Raw genomic sequence first — 19,976 nt, 5'->3', positions numbered from 1 at the left:
TAAAGTCAGAATCAACTTAGAAAAACGCTAGAAGCATTGAAAATAAAGGGGGTTGCTAAATAAACTGATATGCTTTTTATATAATTTTAGCAGTATAAAACCTAAGGGATAAAAATCAATTCTAATATAAAAATGGCTCTAAAACTACCCTAAAAACTAATTTATGCAAAAGTTAAAAAAACACCCTTTACATATAGTAATCGAATGCCTAGAATATTTTCAATTTGTCTATTAACTTTATAAGAAGTAAATGATAAAAAATTTTTTCAGACACTTTTTTTCTTTAATTCTCACTCATCACAGTAAGGTTGTTTTATGATATTAGCTAATGATATGACTAATGCGATATTGGTTTTCCCAGATGGTACTTATTATCTAGGAAGATCAATAGGTGTTCGTGGCTGGACTGACGGCGAAATTTGTTTTAACACGTCAATGACAGGTTACCAAGAGACTCTAACAGATCCATCATATGCCGGACAGATTATCACATTTACATTTCCACATATAGGTAATGTTGGCATAAATAATGAAGATAACGAGTCACTAGGCGTATTTGCCAAGGGTCTAATTGTTAGAGAAAACCTAACTAGCCCATCAAACTTTAGATCAAAAAAACATATTGATACATGGCTTAAAAACAGAAACATCGTTGGTATATGTGGTGTTGATACTCGAGCAATCGTTCGTAAAGTACGTAAAGAAGGTGCTGTAAGGGTTGCGATACTATCTGTAAAACCAGGTGAATTTCTTGATGCAAACTATGTCAGATCAAGAATCAAAAACAAATCAAACCTAAGTGGTAGAGACTTAGCAATAAGTGTCACAACAAATAGAGAATATGACTGGAATGAGCATACTTTCTCACTAGGACAAAGAGTTTATAAACATCAAGAAAGCTATAAATACAGCGTCGTAGTTATAGACTATGGTGTTAAATACAACATCCTAAGAAACCTTGTAGATGCTGGATTTAAGGTCACAGTAGTGCCTGCTGATAGTACTTATGAAGATATTATGAAACATAACCCAGACGGTGTATTTTTATCAAATGGTCCTGGAGATCCATTTGCGACTTCTGACTATACTATGCCGGTTATCAAAAAGCTCCTAGAAGATAAAATGCCAATATTTGGTATCTGTCTAGGCAACCAGCTACTAGCTCTAGCGGCAGGTCTAAAGACTAAAAAAATGCATAAAGGTCATCGAGGTGTTAACCAACCTGTATTAGATGCAAATACTAAAAAAGTACTTATCACAAGCCAAAACCATGGTTTCGTAGTATGTGATGATACCGTTCCTGAGAATATCCAAATCCACATGAGTTCATTATTTGATGGTACTGTTGAGGGTCTGAGATTTACAGATAGGCCAGCTTTTGCAGTGCAATATCACCCAGAGAGCTCGCCTGGCCCTCATGACTGTAAGTATTTATTCAATGAATTTGCCGAAATGATAGCAGAAAGTAAAAAAGGGAATTAGTAAGATGCCAAAGAGAACAGATATAAAAAGTATTTTGGTTTTAGGTGCTGGACCGATTGTTATTGGTCAGGCTTGTGAATTTGATTACTCAGGAACTCAAGCATGTAAAGTTTTAAAAGAAGATGGCTATACAGTATTTCTAGTCAACTCAAACCCTGCAACGATCATGACCGACCCAACAACTGCTGATAAGATTTTTATCGAACCAATCTCGGTTGAAAGTGTTGGTAAAATCATAGCTAGAGAAAAGCCTGATGCTATCTTACCTACAGTAGGTGGTCAAACAGCTCTTAACTGCGCTTTGGAGTTAGATAAAGCGGGTATCTTAGAAAAGTATAATGTTGAAATGCTTGGTGCAAAGGCTGACTCTATCGATAAAGCAGAAAATAGAGAAAGATTTAACAAAGCAATGGCAAAAATTGGCTTAGAAGTACCAAAAAATGTTGTTGTGCAATCTATGGAGCAAGCTTATAAAGCTCTAGAAGATATCGGCTTACCTGCAATTATTAGACCATCATTTACACTTGGTGGTAGTGGTGGCGGTATCGCTAATACTAAACAAGAGTTTGAAGCAATTGTTAAAAATGGCTTGAGCCTATCTCCGACTAATGAAGTACTAATTGATGAATCTATCTTAGGTTGGAAAGAATACGAAATGGAAGTAATCCGTGATAAGGCTGATAACTCTATCATCGTGTGTTCAATAGAAAATATTGATCCTATGGGAATCCATACTGGTGATAGTATTACAGTAGCACCAGCTTTGACTCTAACAGATAAAGAATACCAAATAATGCGTGATGCTTCGATTGCTGTACTTAGAGAGATCGGAGTTGAAACTGGTGGTTCAAATGTACAGTTTGCGGTAAACCCTAAAGATGGTAAATTAGTCGTTATTGAGATGAATCCTAGAGTATCTAGATCATCAGCATTAGCATCAAAAGCTACTGGTTACCCTATCGCAAAAGTAGCTGCTAGACTAGCAGTTGGTTATACTCTTGATGAGATTGATAATGATATTACAAAGGTTACACCTGCTTCATTTGAGCCAACTATTGACTATATAGTTACAAAGATTCCTCGTTTTACATTTGAGAAATTCCCAACAACTAAAGCTAACCTATCTTCACAAATGAAATCTGTTGGTGAAGCTATGGCAATCGGTAGATCATTCTCTGAAAGCTTACAAAAAGCTTTGGTATCTCTTGAAACAGGCTTAACAGGTTTAGATCAAGTTGAAATCCCTGGTTATGATGAAGAGAAGTCTTTCTATCAAAACAAAGCTGTAATCCTAGAGTCACTAAGAGAGCTATCTCCTATGCGTATCTTAAGAGTTGCTCAGGCTATTAGATATGGTATCAGTGAAAAAGATATTCATGATGCTTGTAAGATAGACCCATGGTTTATCGAACAAATTGCTAATATTGTTGCTGCAGAAGAGACTCTTAAAAAGTCTGGTTTGCCAAATAGTAAAGAAGAGTTCTCATATTATAAGAATATTGGTTTCTCAGATGCAAAAATTGCAGAGCTTGTTGGCAGAACAGAGAGATATATTAGAAACTTTAGATTTGGTAAAGAGATCTACCCTACTTTTAAACGTGTAGATACCTGTGCTGCTGAGTTTGAATCAAAATCCTCATATCTGTACTCAACTTATGAGCACTACTGCTACGAAGAGATTGTGCGTGACTGCGAGTCTGATATATCAGATAACAAAAAAGTTATAATTTTAGGTGGCGGTCCAAACCGTATTGGTCAAGGTATCGAGTTTGATTATGCTTGTGTTCATGCAGCAAAATCTCTTAAAGAAGAAGGTATCGAAACAATCATGATCAACTGTAACCCAGAGACAGTTTCTACAGATTATGATACTTCTGATAAATTATACTTTGAGCCTCTATGTGCTGAGAATGTTTTAAACATTATCAAAAATGAGATGCGTAAAGGTGAAGTACTTGGAGTGATCGTACAGTTCGGTGGTCAAACTCCTCTAAAACTAGTATCTGCCCTTCATGAAAATAATATCCCAATACTAGGTACAGACCCTGATAAAATTGATCTAGCTGAAGATAGAGAAAGATTCAAAGAATTACTGGATAATGTCGGGTTAAAACAGCCTCTAAATACTATCGCATACACTATTAATGAGCTAAAGAAAAATATTAGTAAAGTTGGCTATCCTGTAGTTGTCAGACCATCTAATGTACTAGGTGGTAGAGCTATGGAAATTATCCACTCTCAAGAGGAGCTAAACTCTTATATTGAAACAAATGCTAAATGTATCCTTGAAGGGCCAATCTTGATAGATAAGTTCCTTGAGAATGCCATTGAGCTAGATGTTGATGCTCTTGCTGATGGTGGTGATCGTGTATTTGTGGCAGGTATTATGGAGCATATTGAAGAAGCGGGTATTCACTCTGGAGATTCAGCTTGCTCTATACCAACTAGATCTCTTAGTGATGAACAGATTGAAGAAGTTAAACAAGCAACTATCAAACTAGCTAGAGAACTAGATGTAATAGGTCTAATGAATGTTCAGTTTGCTTACCAAAATGGTGAACTTTTTGTGATCGAGGTAAACCCTAGAGCTTCAAGAACTGTACCATTTGTTGCAAAAGCTACAGGTAACAGTATTGCTAATATAGCTACTAAACTTATGATTGGTAAAAAGCTTTCTGACTTTATATTAAATAACCCAATACCAAGACACTTCTCTGTAAAAGAAGCTGTGTTTCCATTTGGTAGATTTGAAGATGTAGACTGCTATTTAGGTCCTGAGATGAAATCTACTGGTGAAGCAATGGGTATGGATAGAACTTTTGGTGTGGCATTCTATAAAGCTCAAGAAATGGCCTTTAATAAGCTTCCTCTAAAAGGAAATATATTAATATCTGTAAGTGATGCAGATAAGCCTAAGATAGTTCAACCTGTTAAGGATCTTATTGAACTAGGCTTTAATATCTTTGCTACAAAAGGTACAGAACGCTTCTTAAGAGAAAATGGTATTGAGTGTAAATTCTTTGATAAGGCTTCTGATAATATTGGCAATGATCAAGTACATAGTACTGTCAATGCTATAGAAGATGGCGAAGTTGATCTACTTGTTAACACTTCTATCAGACAAGAATTAAAGATCAGTTTAGCCCTAAGAAGGTCAGCTATTATGAGTAGAGTTCCTTATGTAACAACAGCTGGTGCTTTTGAAGCTTTTGCAGCTGCAGCAAAAGATATGAAAGCTATTGATAACTCCTTTAGTGTTAAAACTGTAAAAGAGTGGATTAATAGTTAGATTAAAACTACCCTGTCAGTCTACAACTGTCATCCTTTCCCTACTAAAGGGAAAAAACATTGCTTAATAATAGATTCTACGGTCAAACCGTAGAATGACAGCATTTTGGGAGGATTTAAAATGCTATCGTTTCAAAAGCTTCTACGCGGCGATCAAATAAATAAAGCTGATCTATCAAACCTTTTTCACCAAGCTGATATTTATAAAGATAAGTTAGCTAAATCAGAGCCTATAAAAGATCTAGAGAATAAGGTTTTAGCATCTTTATTTTTTGAACCAAGTACTAGAACAAGATTCTCATTTGAATCAGCTATGAATAGGCTTGGAGGAAAAGTTATATCACTAGAAAATGGCTCATCTAGTTCTACTCAAAAAGGTGAAACCCTTGATGATACTGGTCGAATGATGGATCAATATGCTGATATTATCGTTATGCGTCATCCGAAGCCTCACAGTGTCGAAGAGTTTTCTAAATATGTAGAGTCTCCTGTTATAAATGCTGGCGATGGTGATAATGAACACCCTACTCAATCTCTAGTTGATTTATATACTATTTATTCTGAAAAAGGCTCTCTTGATAATCTGAAGGTAGGTTTTATTGGTGATCTAAAATATGGGCGTACTGTTCACTCTTTAACAAACATCCTTGCTAAGTATAATGCTTCGTTTAAGTTTATATCATCAAAAGAGTTACAAATACCTGAAAAACTTAGAGATTTTGTTAAAGAAAATGGTAACTCTTTTACTGAACTAGAAGAAGTAAGTGCTGAAGCTTTGAAAGACTTAGATGTGCTTTATGTAACTAGAGTGCAAAGAGAGAGATTTCCTAATGAAGAAAGCTACCTAAAAAATAAAGACCTTTGTTATCTTGATAGAAAACATATTTCAACAGAAAGTAATTTTATAATCCTTCATCCACTACCAAGAGTTGATGAAATGGATAGATCTATAGATGAACTTAGTTGTGCAAAGTACTTTGAACAAGTTAGATATAGTATACCTATTAGAATGTCTTTGCTTTATTCATTGTTAAAACCTCAAAAATAATTCTTCATTTTTTCATCTATCTTTTGACAAAAATCTTAGTTTACATTAAAGTCTATTAATTATTTTTTTAATTGTTACATAAATTTATATAACTTTTATCCTAATTTTAGTATGAAAAGAAACGAAGATTTAATGTGGTCACTTAGCTTATTTGGTACAGCTATTGGCGCAGGGGTATTATTTTTACCCATCCAAACCGGTATCTCAGGAATAGTTCCTGTTTGCATTGTTTTACTATTTATATTCCCTATGGTTTTTTTATCTCATAGAGCTCTTTGTAGGTTTGTAATATCAAACCCAAATACAAACTCTGATATCACGGTAGTTGCTGATGATTATTTTGGTAAGATTGGAGGGATATTTTTTAATATTCTATACCTATTTGCAATACTTCCTATACTACTTGTTTATAGTGTTGGTATTACAAATACTTTGGCAAATTTTTGTTCACATCAACTGCACTGTGAAGTTCCAAGTAGGCTTCTTTTAAGTTTCTTAACTATAGCTTCTCTTGTATTTATTATTAATTTTGGCCAGAAGCTTATTATACGAGTTATGAGCTTTTTGGTTTTTCCATTTATTTTTGCTTTAATAGCTCTATCTCTATGGATGATTCCTTATTGGAATTTTTCTATAATCTATACTAGCTTTGAGCATAATCACTCATTTTCAGGAGTTATATTAGCCATTTGGGTAATTATGCCTGTGCTTATTTTTTCTTTTAATCACTCACCGATTATTTCTTCATTAGCTGTTTATACAAAAAACAAATATAAGCAAAATGCTGATGATAAAGCTTCAAAGATTATTGCTTATAGTAATATTTTAATGATTATTACAGTAGTAATTTTTGTTTTCAGTTCAATGCTAACACTAAGACCTGATGATCTAGCATTAGCAAAACAACAAAATGTTTCTATTCTTTCATTCTTGGCTGATCATTTTAATAGTCCCTTATTAAAATATATAGCTCCTTTGGTAGCCTTAGTTGCAATGAGTAAATCATTTTTTGGTCACTATTTAGGCTCAAAAGAAGGTATAGATGGTATAGTTTGCAAAATATCTAAAAATAAAGTCAAAGAAAAAAATATAAAACCTATAACTCTTAGTGTTGTATTTTTATTATGTTGGCTTGTAGCTTATTTAAACCCTAATATCTTAGATATGATCTCTAGTATTGGTGGTCTTGTACTAGCTGTTATACTATTTATAATGCCTATATACAGTATTTATACAATCAAATATTTAAAGCCTTACAAAAACCTACTTGCTGATATATTTATCCTAGCCGTGGGAGTTATCGCACTTTCCTCAGCTATCTACGTTTTATTCTAATTGATCATATATATTTGACATTTAGACAAATAAGATATAAATTGTATCCACCCTAATGGGGGCGAATATGGTTTCGACATGAATGTCAAAATCTAAGGTGCATGCCGAGGAAGTACCGTAACCTCGTTAATAACAGTACAAATGCCGATAATAACTGGCAATAAAAAAGCAAACCGCGTAGCGGCTAACGACAGCAACTTTGCTGCTGTTGCTAAAGCTGCCTAGTCTAGCTTAAGAACCTAGATGCGCACGGATATGATAGTCTTTCTTATGACACTATCTTTACATCCGTTCATATTCCGCATAAGACGGTCTTTGCTTTTTGTCTGGAAGTTCAGGCTGTATTTAACAGACTCGCTAACTATTACCCTGGCTAATTGGGGAATAGCTAAGCTAAACTCAAATAGATTAGCCTAAGCATGTAGATCCAAGGACGGAGAGTTTGTGGACGCGGGTTCAAATCCCGCCGCCTCCACCAGTGAAAATCCCTTATTTTCAATCAATTTCACTAAATACTATAAACTTTAAAAGTTATAAATATTTCAGAGTAGTGTATATAACTTATTGTTATTGATTTAATAAAAACTATATATTTTACTTTAATCAAGTCAAAGACCATAATAGCAGTATAAAATTTATATACCTTAGAGATCATCAAAATGAAAAAAGTAATATTAACAACAGTAATAGTTTTAAGTTTAATTTCAACTGGTTTTAGCTATAGTGCTTTTGACCAAGTTTCTAGTAGTTCTTTTCCTCCTCCAGTAATGCAGTTAGCACCTTAAATATGAAAAATATCAAAGCTACACCTTTTTTAATCACTAGTTTATATTGATGAATAAATTAAATAATTTTTTATTTTACAAATCCTTATACAGCAAATTTTAATGATTATATAGCACACCAAACTCTTAAATATATTTATAAGCCATTGAAACTATTGTCAGCTCTATTTTTCAACCATAGTGTAACCTCAAATCTAAAAAAATAGTCTGTAAGTCAAGCAAAAGCATATAAGAATTTCTTATATATTAATTTATGTAGAAATATCAATAAGGAGAGCAATTTTAGAAAAATTTCAAGTCTATTTTAGAGCAAAAAAAATGCTAATATTAATCTCCGTACTCCTTATAGTACTTTTTATAAATGAAGTTTTTATACCAAAGATAAATAACAAAAGTAGGTTTAAAGATGCAAGAAAATAATACAAAAATAAAAATATTATTTACTGATAAATCTACTTTATTTAGCAACTATAAGGAGACTAACCATGTACAAGAGTATCTTAGTTGAAAACCGACAGATGAGACTTTTATTATCAGTTATAAAATCTCATTATATATCAGATAATCATAATAGAATACAAGAAGTAAATATGATTCATGTAGTTAATAGAATTAATGATGAGACAATAAGAAACTATGTAATAGATTGCTGGTACAATCTTCAAAGAAAAGTCGGATATGAAGTTACTTTATTAGAAGATAACTCAAAAAAAAGTATTATTAACAAATTATATAAAAGATCTAGCTCTTTAAGCTTTGTCATTAAAACAAAACCAGATCAATCATCTTATGAGATCCATAAATCTATTAAAAGAATATCTAATATTGATGTAATAATTAAAGAATTTAAAATTTAATATTTTAACTGTGTAACCCTACTAAACCTATAAATCTTCCAAGATTAACCTATACTTTTTAAAAAAAGTATCACTTTAATAAGTGTAGTATTCGATTTAATTGCATATAAACTCTGTTTGAAACTTTTGCCAAGAGTAGCTCTCTTACTTTTTTGTTGATCTTCATCAAAAATATGCTATAAAAAAATTTTTTTGAAAATTTATAATTTATAGTTAATTATGAAAAAATATACATTTATACTTGCGAGTATTCTTATTGGTGGAATTTTAGCAAGTTGTACGCCTCATAATGGAGGTCTAAAAAGCTCTACAACTGTAGTCTCACCAAATAGTACATCGCTTGTTGACTACGGTGGTTGGCCTATTGGTCCTGGTGGTCGCCTCCCTCAAGCTATTTTTGATAATAGTATAGCATTCGATCAAATCTCAAGTGCTCCACCAACATTTAAAGTAACATGTCCAGATGGTCAAGTTTTACTTATACAAAAAGATCTAGCTAACGGTTCATCCGCCACCAAGAAATGCCAACGTGAAGGTGGTTGTAGCTATGTAGGTATTGAAGCATATAATCCAGGCAGTAATCAGAAAAACATAACTGATAATAATGAAACAGCTCCTAATCAACAAGAGCTTACAGTATATAATAATTCAGCTAATTATAGCGGTGTAGTATGCATTCCTAAAAATCAATATGCTGACTGGGTTGATGAATAGTTAAAACTTTAGAGTATTGTCCTTCTTATCATTAACTTAGTTCGAATAATATTTGACTCCTCTTTTAATTTTTTCTTTACCATTTTCAACTCGCCATTTATTAGTATCTCGAAGGCTATAAGCACAGCCACAATACTCTTGCTGATAAAACTTCTCTTTTTTAGATATTTCTAACATTCTGTATGAACCACCCTTCTTTCGCCAGTTAAAATCCCAATACTGAATATTTTCAAACAAAGAAGCCGCCTTTTTACCTGAAGTGTTTATTTGCTCCATATTTTTCCATTTAGAGATTCCTAATGTACTTGATATTAGAGTAAAGCCATTTTTACTCGCATATTCAGCTGTTTTGACAAACCTCATATCAAAACACATTGTACATCTGATACCTCTTTCTGGTTCATCTTCCATACCCTTAGCTAAATTAAACCAGTTATCTTTGTCATAATCAGCATCAATAAAAGCCATACCTAACTTTTCAGCATATCTTTTATTCTCTTCTTTTCTAATTATGTATTCTTCAGTTGGATGAATATTAGGGTTGTAAAAATATATAGTAACATCAATATCTGAAGCAGCTAAAGCATCCATAACTTCTCCAGCACAAGGAGCACAACATGAATGTAATAATATTTTCTTACTACCATCAGGAGTTTCTAATTTAGGTCTTTTATAGTTATCTAATAGATATTCTTCATTCATCATAGTCGATAGCTTCTCTAAACTTATTATAATTTCTATAACATAGTATTTATTTTAAAAAATAAATAAAGCGATGACATACCAAAGATGCTATTTTTAAATCTAACTCTATTAAATTAATTTACAAAAAGATATCATTTACATAGTAGGTAACCATTATAAATATTAGAAAATGAAAAAAACCTTTCTATTTATTTTTTTAGTAATATTTTTGAATAGCTGCACATTCCAGCATAGACCTGATCACTTTTCTGTTGCTCCATTAACAAAAAACAATCAAAAGAAGCTTATTACAAATAAAACTGTTAATAATCACGATTTCTTTTAATAATAAATAACTTTCTTATTTCCTCTCAAACTAGCATTCTCTAAAATTTTTTTATAAAATTAGCCTCTAATTAATATAATGTTAAATAAAAATGCTAAAAAAATATTCTCTATTGCTTGCTATAGGTCTTATTTGGGGATCTCAGTTTATTTTTCAGAAAGAAGCTATAGAGAACTTTCCTCCTATATTAATAGCTTTAGCAAGGTCTTTTATTGGCTGCATAATACTTTGTTGTGTTTGTTATTTTCTAAAATTAAAATCAAACTCTTTTAAAAAAGATTTTGCGATATATTCATTAATTGCATTTTTAGAGGCCACGATGCCTTTTATGCTGATACCATGGGGACAAAAGTTTACTAGTCCATCAATCACAGCTATTCTAACAGGTACTGTTCCTTTTTTTGTCGTTTTGCTAGGTCCTATAATAATAAAATCAAGAATTACTCTATCAAATATACTAAGTATATCTGTTGGATTTATTGGTCTTTTAGTACTATTTTATCCAGATCTAATATCTCAAAATCATTCTATTAATATAATTGGGATATTAGCTATATTAATAGCAACTACATCTTTTGCTTTGGCTTTACTCTTATTAAGTAAATTTTGTTTTCATGATAATCCTGTTATAGTTTCTAGAAATATCCTGATCGCATCAACTATACAGATAATCATATTAATGCTTATATTTAGACCTAATTATAGTAGTATTCATTACTCTATTTTCTCCTTGTCTTCACTGTTATATTTAGGAGTTTTTTGTGCAGGAATTGTTTATTTTTTATATGCATCTCTTATAAAACTTGCTGGTCCTGTATTTACATCTTTTACAAACTACCTTGTCCCCTTATTTGGTGTTATTTTTGGAATTCTAATAAATCATGATCCTTCTAATTTAACTGTTTGGATATCTCTAATAATTATTCTTTTTGCTGTTAGTCTAAACTATATAACTAGACACTAAATATGAATTTTTGTTAATTCTTATCCCCTATGCTTATTTTGTTTTTATTGGTAGAATATAACTGCAATTAAACAAAAGGAGAATACAAATGAAGTGTCCATTTAAAGAAAGTGAATCTTGTGGTAAAAAGTTTGGATTATGTGCCTTAGCTATGTTCTTGACAATTCTTGGTGTTGCTATAGCATTAAAAATTATTACTTTAATTCTTTGTATATTTCCAGGGTCTATACATGAAAATACATGGTTAGTAGTTATTTCTATTATTCTGGTTTTATTTGCTGCTAAGTGTCATAAAAGTTGTCACTGTTGCGATTCTAAATGTAGCAAATCTTGTGATAAAGAAGATTCTGGTAAAAAATGTTGCACTAAAAATGAAGAATCTCAAAATTAGTTTTCTTTAGTATTTTATTCTACCTTTCATCTATAATAATTTTAGGGGCTGTCCTAGATAACTAAGTTATGTTAGGATGGTTTTGATGAGGAAAAGTAGATTAAGTACATACAAGCAAGACAAATTAATAGAGTTATTTATAGCAGGAAGTACAGCACGAACTGCATCAGAATTAGTATCAGTAAATAAAACCACAGCCAGCTATTATTTTCATAGATTAAGATTATTAATTTATGAAAATAGTGAGCATTTAGAAATGTTTACAGGAGAGATTGAAGTAGATGAAAGCTATTTTGGAGGAACTCGTAAAGGGAAACGAGGTAGAGGAGCTGGTGGTAAAGTTCCTGTATTTGGCTTACTTAAACGTAATGGTAAGGTATATACAGTAATCATTCCAAATGCTAAGAGTGATACTCTATTACCAATAATTAGAGAAAAAGTTAAACCTGATTGTATCGTTTACACTGATACTTTTAGGAGTTATAATGCCTTAGATGTTTCAGAGTTTAAACATTATAGAATTAACCATAGTAAGCTGTTTGCAAAGAAGCATAATCATATAAACGGTATAGAAAACTTCTGGAATCAAGCTAAGAGACATTTGAGAAAATTTAATGGTATTCCTAGAGACCATTTTTACTTGTTTTTGAAGGAATGTGAGTGGAGATTTAATCACAGTGATTCTAAGGAACAGCTAAAGCTAATTAAACACTGGGTTAGAGAGAGTTTAAAGTAAACTTATCTAGGACAGCCCCTAATTTTATATACAAACAATCATTTCAAATCTATAGTTAAATGAAATACCTAAAACAAAATTGTGAACTTACCTTAAATCAAGGCTTACAAGAATATAATAAAAACTATCCTTTTTTAAATTCTAATGATGGTCATGATGAAGCTAGTAAATGGTTCAAAAACCATGATATTACCCATGTTTTATTTGGAACTGTTCCTTTTGAGATTAGAGGAGAAGCTATAAATGACACATGGACTTTATTTGGTTCTAATGTCACTTTAAAAGGTTATAAAAAATTCTTTAAATTTGTAGATTATAAAACTGTTATAAATAGTTATCTCAAAAAGTACAAATATAAATTTGTAGTCTATTTTGTAATGCTAAGGTATAGTCCTATATGCTTATTAGCCGCATTTAAAGCCTATAGAATGTCTAAAAAATGGGATTGGTATAATTATGATAGTTATTTAAATATCCCTCTTAAAGATATAAGGAAAGAGTTTAATATAAAGGTTATAAAAGCCTAATTATTATCAAAGCCACTTCAATTTTTTGAATAAATATATCTGAAATATAACTATAACTAATAAAATAACTAAAAATGTCCAAAAAGCATATGCATTTTGAGAACCTGGTATTCCAGCAACATTTATACCTAAAAGCCCCGTAAGAAAACTCAATGGTAAAAATATAGCTGCTATAATAGCTAAAAAATACATTTTTTTATTGAGCTTATCACTTAGAGCATTGCTTATTTCATCTTTTACAACTTGTAGACGATCACGAGCCTCCTCAAGATCCTCTATATAACGTACAACATAGTTATATATTTCTACTAAATAACGCTTATGAGAGTTTGTTAACCAACTTAGACTACTTAAGCGTAACTGCTCTATTACATCTCTTTGAGGAACTAGGTATCTTCTAAAAACTATTGTTTGTTTACGCAAAGCAGCTATTGATTCTCTCAAGTCATTGTCTGTTGGTTCTATAGTTTGTTCTTCTATATCTATAAGCTTATCATCAAGATCTGACAAAACAGGCTCCATACGATTAGATAGCTTCGCTATCACAGTTGTTATAAAGTCTGCAGAATTTTTTGGTCCTGTATTATCATTAAAGCTTTTTTTAATATCGTTAAACAAATTTAAAGATCTAAAGCGTGTGCTAATTATACGAGTTTTATCTATCCATAACCTTATTGAAATCATATCTTCAGGATTACCCTCTTTATTAGGATTCATGCCTCTCAAAATGATTAACATACCATCATTTATTTGTATAAATCTAGGTCTTGTTTCTTCGGCAATTAAAGCATCTGCAATAAAAGGATCTAAGGAGCCTAACTCTTGATTTAACCATTCTTTAGTTTGTGGATTTTTGGCATCTAAATGTGTCCAAATGATTTCTTTATTAGTACTCATTAATTGATGAGTATTATTTTGGGCATCTAATCGCGTCGCATTACCTTTACCATCCAAAAGATAAGAAAATAAAATATGATTCATATGTAAAAACTATTATTCTACATATTAATAAATAATATCAGGATAATTTATTTTTAATAGTATAAGAAGAATCTTTTATTTAGAGTAATAATCTCTTTGGTTTACTAATAGTAGATATAAACCTGCTGAAACCACTACAAAGACTAAGAAGAATAAGTTACAAGTAGTTATATTCTCATATGCAAACCCAAGTATTAACTCTACTATTAAATATGCAAAAATAGCCCATGAAGAAGCAAAAGCTCTTAAAATATTAGCTATATTTCCTTTGCTATCCATATATGCATATATTAAGAAAAATACTATATGAAGTACTAAAGCTACTACTAAATTAAGAGTCCCTGCTATCATCAACAAATACGTTAAAACTAGATATACAAGAAAAGCTACAGTTCTAGGAAAAGGTATATAGTTTATTGGCAATGGATCATCTTTATTACTTTTAATTTTTGCATAAGCAATAGGTAAAGCAATACAAGAAACTAGAATAAAAGTAGTTGTCAAAGATGCTATCATCTGCCAGTTTCTAAAGAAAAATATCAAAACTATAGAACAAATAAAGGTAAATATAAGTGAAGTACGCGATATATTAACTCCTTGAGTTACCTTAGCAAAATAACCAGGCATTTGCTTTGCTTTTGACATTTCATTAAGCATACGAGCACTACCACCTAAATATACAATACCTGTTCCTGACGGGCTAACCAAAGCATCTGCATACAAGACTATTGCTAACGCATTTATACCTAAAATACCTGCTAATTGAGCTAGTGGAGATTCAAAATTTAATCCGCCCCAACCATTTGCTAACATCTTTTCAGGTACACCACCTATAAAAGAGATTTGCAGTAAAAGGTAGATAAATAAAACGATTAGTACACTACTAACCAAAGCTATAGGTATGTTTCTTCTTGGATTTTCTAATTCTGCTGAAAAGCTAGCTGCCATTTGAAAGCCAAAGAAAGAATAAAAAATACCACAAGAAACTATAGCATTGAATACCCCACTTACCCCTTTAGGCATAAAGCTGACATTGCTACCACCAAAGTTACTAGTGTGAAATGCTGCAAACATTATTATCAAAGATGTAACTATTGGGATAATAATCTTTAACGAAGTCAAAGAGTTATTTATTTTTGATAATGATTTTATACCCCAATAATTTATCAGTGTATATAGCAACATAAATAAAACAACTACAACAACTCCTAAAAAAGTAAGTTCTCCAGCGCTAAAAACATAAGGAGTAATTGGCTTATATATCGAAGAAATATATTGTGTAGTAGCCATAGCTTCTGATGGTACGATAATAAGTCCTAACATCCAGTTTGATAACCCTGTTACAAATCCAAAATGTTGGTTATGTGATAAAGTTATCAATTGAGTAAATAGCCCATTTGTTTGATATTTAACAGCAAGTTCTGCAAGTAAGAAAGCCATTACAAGAATTATAAATGCACCTATAATCCATGAGAATATTGATGCCGCTCCAGCTGCCTGAGATGCATAGTATGATGCATATAGCCAACCACTTCCTACCATAGTCCCTACGCTTAATGCTATAGCTGTAAATAAGCTAGGTTTTTTCGTGTTTTTCATATTTTTTATAAAATATTAGCTTTTTAAAGTAGGTATATTATTCTTAACTACGAATAAATAATCAATATTTTTATCCTAACGAAATTATATTTATATAAAAACTAACTGTAAAAAAATTATATAACTAAATAACTTCAAGAGTATAAACGCTTTTTTTTATACCCTTAAACTGAAAATATATACTTAAAACTTTTGAGATATTATCTAAAAATGCTATAAAGTTAATAACCAAATTAAAATTATAATAATCGTTATATAAAAAGTTAAGGAACTCCATGAATAAAGATCGCTTTAGTAAGAATATATTACCTGCATTAGCTGGAAATATTGCAGATTGGTACGAGTTTTATATATATGGAATGTTTGCTGCTCCAATTGTAGCTAAACTCTTTTTACCACAGCAAGAGTACTTTATTGCTTTATTATATACATATTTAGCCTTTGCTTTAGGTTTTTTTATTAGACCTTTAGGAGCATTAGTCTTTGGATACTTTAGCGATAAATATGGTAGAAAAAAAATATTATTTTATTCACTGCTGCTTATGGGTATACCAACTCTAGTTATGACTATACTTCCCACATACGCTTCAATAGGTATATATGCACCTATTTTTCTTATGATTATTAGAATATTACAAGGGTTTGCTGTTGGTGGAGAAATAGGTGGAGCTGCTGCATTTATTTTAGAAAGCTCTAATAAAAATAAACAAAATCTCTCTGGGGCTTTACTTATAAGCTCTTCATTTTTTGCATTACTAATTGCTAGTGGTATTAGTTATTGTTTACTTAAATTACTAAATAGGGCTCAGATACTAGAATGGGGCTGGAGAATTCCTTTTATTTTTGGATTTATAATAATACTTACAGGCCTATATATCAGATATAAATCATCAGAAACTCAAGAATTTATAGAACTTAAAACCAAAAACGCTACCGTTAAAAATCCTATTAGTGATGCTATCAAATATGAATGGCATAATATGATTATTACTTTCTTTATTTCTTCTTTAGTAGCAGTCTTAGTTTTCATGGGTATTTCATATATGCCAACATATGCAAGTCATTATCTAGGTTATGATTTAAAACATATTTTATTAATCTGTACATTAAGCATCGTTGTATTAATGATTTCAACAATATCATTTGGATATATTGCTGATAAAATTGGCGGTAAAAATGTCCTAATTTATGCCTCAATAACATTATTTATTTGTGCTTTCCCTATATATCAAACTATTATTAAAAGTCATCATTTTGCAGCTATCGCTATATTTACTTTAGCTATAATAAGTGGTGCTATCATAGGCCCTATATTTGCAAATACAGCAGGATTATTTCCTGTTAGAAATAGAAATACTGGTTTTGGCCTAAGTTTTAATATAAGTGTTTCTATATTTGGTGGAACAGCTGCATTTATTATGACATTATTAATTACAGCTACTGGAAACTATTTGATCCCTGCTTTTTATATAATCTTTTTATGTATACCTTTTTTTATTGCTGTACTATTTATTCCTAAAGATTTATTTTTATGAAGTTTTTCTCAGAAAATTAAATAATATAGATAAAAAATGATCAATTTTTTGAATTAATTTATAGAATTTATTCAGATAAATATTATCTAAATTTTCATTGGCATAATAATAAATAAACTATTATCTTTTTCATCCTTAATCAAAGCACTCATATTAGGATTATCAAGATAAATAGTCATTGTTTCTTCACTAATTACATTGATTATGTCTAGTAAATATTTATAGTTAAAGCAAATTTCCATTGCATTATCACTATATTGAACTTCTACTTTATCTTCTGCTTTTTCATTATCAGGGTTATTCGCTGATAAAAGCACTTGTCCTTGAGATATATTTAAACGAACACCCTTATACTTATCATTTGCAAGAATTGATGTTCTTAATAATGAATTTTTCAAAACTTGCTTATCAACAGCTAAAAGTTTTGTATTATTCTTAGGGATTACTTTTTGATAATCAGGATAACGCCCATCTATAAGTTTAGATATAAATGCATAGCTACCAAATTCTGCTTTTAGATAGTTTTTGCCTAAATAAATTTTGATAGTTTCTTCAGATTTACCAACAATCTTTTTAAGCTCTAATATAGCCTTTCTTGGGATAATTGACTGGCTAGCACTATCAAGAACTTTACTATCTATTATAGCCTCTGTAATAGACATTCTATGTCCATCAGTAGATACAGCTCTTAAAAGATTTGAGTTTATCTCCCAAAACATACCATTAAGGAAATATCTAGTATCATCATTTGCCATAGAGAAATCTACTTTTGAAATAATATGATGAAAGTCTTGTTGAGATATATCAAAACTTGCTTGTTCACTTATATTATTATCAATAAGTGGGTAGTTATCAGCATTTAATGAAATCAGATTAAAAGTACTATTATTAGAAATAATAGTTACTTTATTATCTACGATTCTAAAATCAATCATAGAATTATCATTAAGACTTCTAACTATGTTATAAATTTTGTCAGCATTTAATGCTAATTTTACAGTTTCATTACAACTAACAGTTATATTACAAGATATCTCAGTATCTAAATCTGATGCTGTAATTTTCAAATTATTATTACTTATATCAAATAAGATACAAGATAATAAAGGCATTGTACTTTTGCTATTAGCCACAGATAGCATAGACTGCAAAGGCTTTAGTAAGTCATCTCTATTTAGTACAAAATTCATTTTTTAAAAACCCCTATGAATCATATATATATTTAACGAGAAATTTTATCTAAAAGCAACTCATAATCATCCGATATAGATGTATTGCTTTGTCTTAATTTAGTTATAGCTTTAACAGCATGCATCACAGTAGTATGATCTCTACCACCAAAAGCATTACCAATTTCAGGCAAGCTATGTGATGTAAGCTCTCTTGCTAGACTCATTGCTATTTGTCTTGGTCTAGCTATATTTCTACTTCTTTGATTAGAAGTTAGATCTTTTACTCTAATTCTATAAAAATCAGCTACTACCTTCTGGATATTATCTATTTTTACCTTTTTTTCTTGGATTTTTATAACATCTCTTAAGCAAGATTGAGCAACTTCTATAGTTGGATCTTTGTGATTAAATTTAGAAGTTGTTAAAACTCTATTTAAAGCTCCTTCAAGCTCTCTAACATTTGTTCTGACATTCTCTGCTATAAATGCAGCTGTTTCATTAGGTAGTTTTTGTCCTAAATCATGAGCTTTTTTAAGCAAAATAGCTATTCTAGTTTCTAAATCTGGCATATCTACAGAAACTGTTAAACCATATCCAAAACGTGATACTAGTCTTTCCTCTAATCCTTCTATTTCATTAGGATATTTATCACTAGTTAAGATTATCTGTTTACCACTTTCATATAATGCATTAAAAGTATGGAAAAACTCTTGAGCTGTACCTTCTTTACCTGCTATAAACTGAATATCGTCTATCAAAAGAATATCTGCTGATCTATATACTCTTTGAAACTCATCTTGATCTTGTAGACGAATAGAGTTTACATAGTCTTTAATAAACTGTTCTGAGTTTGTATAAATAATCCTAGCATTTGGATTAACTTCTCTAGCATGATTACCAATCGCTTGCATTAAGTGAGTTTTACCTAAACCACTACCGCCATAGATAAATAAAGGGTTGTGTAATTTACCAGGATTAATAGAAACTTGCATAGCAGCTGCTCTAGCAATTTTATTAGCATCACCTACAACAAAACTATCAAAAACATATTTTTCTTTTAAAGGTAAACCAAAAGAATATTGCTCATCATCTTTTGCTGTGATAAGCATAGCTTCATCAAAACCAAATAATTCTTGAGATGAAGATTTAGAACTCTTTTTTTGTGTTTTTTTAAGTTCTTTAAGTTCTTTAAGTTCTATTTGATCTTCTGGATCATCATCTTTAATTTCAATATTAGTTTTATTGAAAAAATTTGCTTGTGGGCCAGCTGAAACAGCTTCTAATTTTTTTTCGCCAGAAAATTTTTTATTTGAATATTCAATAACTAAATCACCATCATGAAATTCTTGAATTGTTGATAAAATAAGATTTCCATACTTAGATTTTATATGTTTTTTGAAATACTCATTATTACAGTAAATTGTGAATAAGTTACTATTTTGATCTACATAGATAGGCTTTATCCACGTTTTATATTCAAACGTAGAAAGACTTTTTTTTATTTTTTTTAAGCATTTATTCCATGTAGTCAT

General features: G+C 30.7%; 17 protein-coding genes and 1 other RNA gene. 13 read left to right on the top strand and 5 right to left on the bottom strand.

Going from position 1 to position 19,976, the window contains the following annotated elements:
• Window positions 1–315: 315 nt before the first annotated feature.
• The 8 genes from carA to FIP56_RS00055 all read left to right on the top strand — a co-directional run bounded on the left by carA (window position 316) and on the right by FIP56_RS00055 (window position 9,509).
• Window positions 316–1,482 (top strand): glutamine-hydrolyzing carbamoyl-phosphate synthase small subunit, encoded by a 1,167-nt coding sequence (gene carA, locus FIP56_RS00085; RefSeq protein ID WP_192576977.1) that lies wholly within the window; start codon window positions 316–318, stop codon window positions 1,480–1,482.
• Between the two features lie 4 nt (window positions 1,483–1,486).
• Entirely contained in the window at window positions 1,487–4,771 is a 3,285-nt protein-coding gene (carB, locus tag FIP56_RS00080; protein WP_192576976.1) for a carbamoyl-phosphate synthase large subunit, read from the top strand.
• Window positions 4,772–4,891: 120 nt separating this feature from the next.
• Window positions 4,892–5,818 carry an aspartate carbamoyltransferase gene (gene pyrB / locus FIP56_RS00075; RefSeq protein ID WP_192576975.1) on the top strand — a complete coding sequence of 309 codons (927 nt, stop codon included), beginning with the start codon at window positions 4,892–4,894 and terminating at the stop codon, window positions 5,816–5,818.
• A 111-nt stretch (window positions 5,819–5,929) separates the two neighbouring features.
• The gene (locus tag FIP56_RS00070; RefSeq protein WP_192576974.1) at window positions 5,930–7,153 is read left to right on the top strand and encodes an aromatic amino acid transport family protein; all 1,224 of its coding nucleotides are present in this window, start codon (window positions 5,930–5,932) and stop codon (window positions 7,151–7,153) included.
• Between the two features lie 57 nt (window positions 7,154–7,210).
• Window positions 7,211–7,631: a transfer-messenger RNA gene (gene ssrA / locus FIP56_RS00065) on the top strand.
• 181 nt (window positions 7,632–7,812) lie between these two features.
• Window positions 7,813–7,938: a hypothetical protein gene (locus FIP56_RS10375; protein WP_281062962.1), complete on the top strand. Its 126-nt coding sequence runs from the start codon at window positions 7,813–7,815 to the stop codon at window positions 7,936–7,938.
• A gap of 485 nt (window positions 7,939–8,423) precedes the next feature.
• Window positions 8,424–8,795 (top strand): normocyte binding protein 2b, encoded by a 372-nt coding sequence (locus FIP56_RS00060; RefSeq protein WP_192576973.1) that lies wholly within the window; start codon window positions 8,424–8,426, stop codon window positions 8,793–8,795.
• 219 nt (window positions 8,796–9,014) lie between these two features.
• The gene (locus FIP56_RS00055) at window positions 9,015–9,509 is read left to right on the top strand and encodes a hypothetical protein (protein ID WP_192576972.1); all 495 of its coding nucleotides are present in this window, start codon (window positions 9,015–9,017) and stop codon (window positions 9,507–9,509) included.
• 36 nt (window positions 9,510–9,545) lie between these two features.
• Here the strand turns inward: FIP56_RS00055 and FIP56_RS00050 are convergent, their stop codons facing one another.
• Window positions 9,546–10,214, bottom strand: coding sequence for an epoxyqueuosine reductase QueH (locus FIP56_RS00050; RefSeq protein WP_192576971.1), 669 nt, complete (start codon window positions 10,212–10,214; stop codon window positions 9,546–9,548).
• Between the two features lie 416 nt (window positions 10,215–10,630).
• Between FIP56_RS00050 and FIP56_RS00045 the strand changes: the two genes are divergently transcribed.
• The 4 genes from FIP56_RS00045 (at window position 10,631) to FIP56_RS00030 (ending at window position 13,157) form a co-directional block, all read left to right on the top strand.
• A complete protein-coding gene (locus FIP56_RS00045) occupies window positions 10,631–11,503 on the top strand; it encodes a DMT family transporter (protein WP_192576970.1) in 873 nt (290 codons plus the stop codon).
• Window positions 11,504–11,591: 88 nt separating this feature from the next.
• A complete protein-coding gene (locus FIP56_RS00040) occupies window positions 11,592–11,894 on the top strand; it encodes a hypothetical protein (RefSeq protein WP_192576969.1) in 303 nt (100 codons plus the stop codon).
• A gap of 85 nt (window positions 11,895–11,979) precedes the next feature.
• Complete coding sequence (locus FIP56_RS00035) at window positions 11,980–12,630, top strand: IS1595 family transposase (protein ID WP_192576968.1); 651 nt, start codon at window positions 11,980–11,982, stop codon at window positions 12,628–12,630.
• Between the two features lie 59 nt (window positions 12,631–12,689).
• A complete protein-coding gene (locus FIP56_RS00030; RefSeq protein WP_192576967.1) occupies window positions 12,690–13,157 on the top strand; it encodes a hypothetical protein in 468 nt (155 codons plus the stop codon).
• Window positions 13,158–13,163: 6 nt separating this feature from the next.
• On the opposite strand, the gene FIP56_RS00025 is transcribed toward FIP56_RS00030, so the two are convergent.
• Both FIP56_RS00025 and FIP56_RS00020 read right to left on the bottom strand, forming a co-directional pair.
• Entirely contained in the window at window positions 13,164–14,138 is a 975-nt protein-coding gene (locus tag FIP56_RS00025) for a zinc transporter ZntB (RefSeq protein ID WP_192576966.1), read from the bottom strand.
• A gap of 75 nt (window positions 14,139–14,213) precedes the next feature.
• Window positions 14,214–15,737 (bottom strand): APC family permease, encoded by a 1,524-nt coding sequence (locus tag FIP56_RS00020; protein ID WP_192576965.1) that lies wholly within the window; start codon window positions 15,735–15,737, stop codon window positions 14,214–14,216.
• 275 nt (window positions 15,738–16,012) lie between these two features.
• On the opposite strand from FIP56_RS00020, the gene FIP56_RS00015 reads away from it, so the two are divergent.
• Window positions 16,013–17,272 carry an MFS transporter gene (locus tag FIP56_RS00015; RefSeq protein WP_192576964.1) on the top strand — a complete coding sequence of 420 codons (1,260 nt, stop codon included), beginning with the start codon at window positions 16,013–16,015 and terminating at the stop codon, window positions 17,270–17,272.
• Window positions 17,273–17,358: 86 nt separating this feature from the next.
• Here FIP56_RS00015 and dnaN read toward each other — a convergent pair whose 3' ends face one another.
• Window positions 17,359–18,462 (bottom strand): DNA polymerase III subunit beta, encoded by a 1,104-nt coding sequence (gene dnaN / locus FIP56_RS00010; protein ID WP_192576963.1) that lies wholly within the window; start codon window positions 18,460–18,462, stop codon window positions 17,359–17,361.
• A gap of 32 nt (window positions 18,463–18,494) precedes the next feature.
• Window positions 18,495–19,976 (bottom strand): chromosomal replication initiator protein DnaA, encoded by a 1,482-nt coding sequence (gene dnaA / locus FIP56_RS00005; protein ID WP_192576962.1) that lies wholly within the window; start codon window positions 19,974–19,976, stop codon window positions 18,495–18,497.

The organism is Francisella sp. LA112445, assembly GCF_012224145.1.
In the GTDB taxonomy this organism is placed as follows: domain Bacteria; phylum Pseudomonadota; class Gammaproteobacteria; order Francisellales; family Francisellaceae; genus Francisella.
This window is presented reverse-complemented; position numbering and strand designations above follow the sequence as displayed.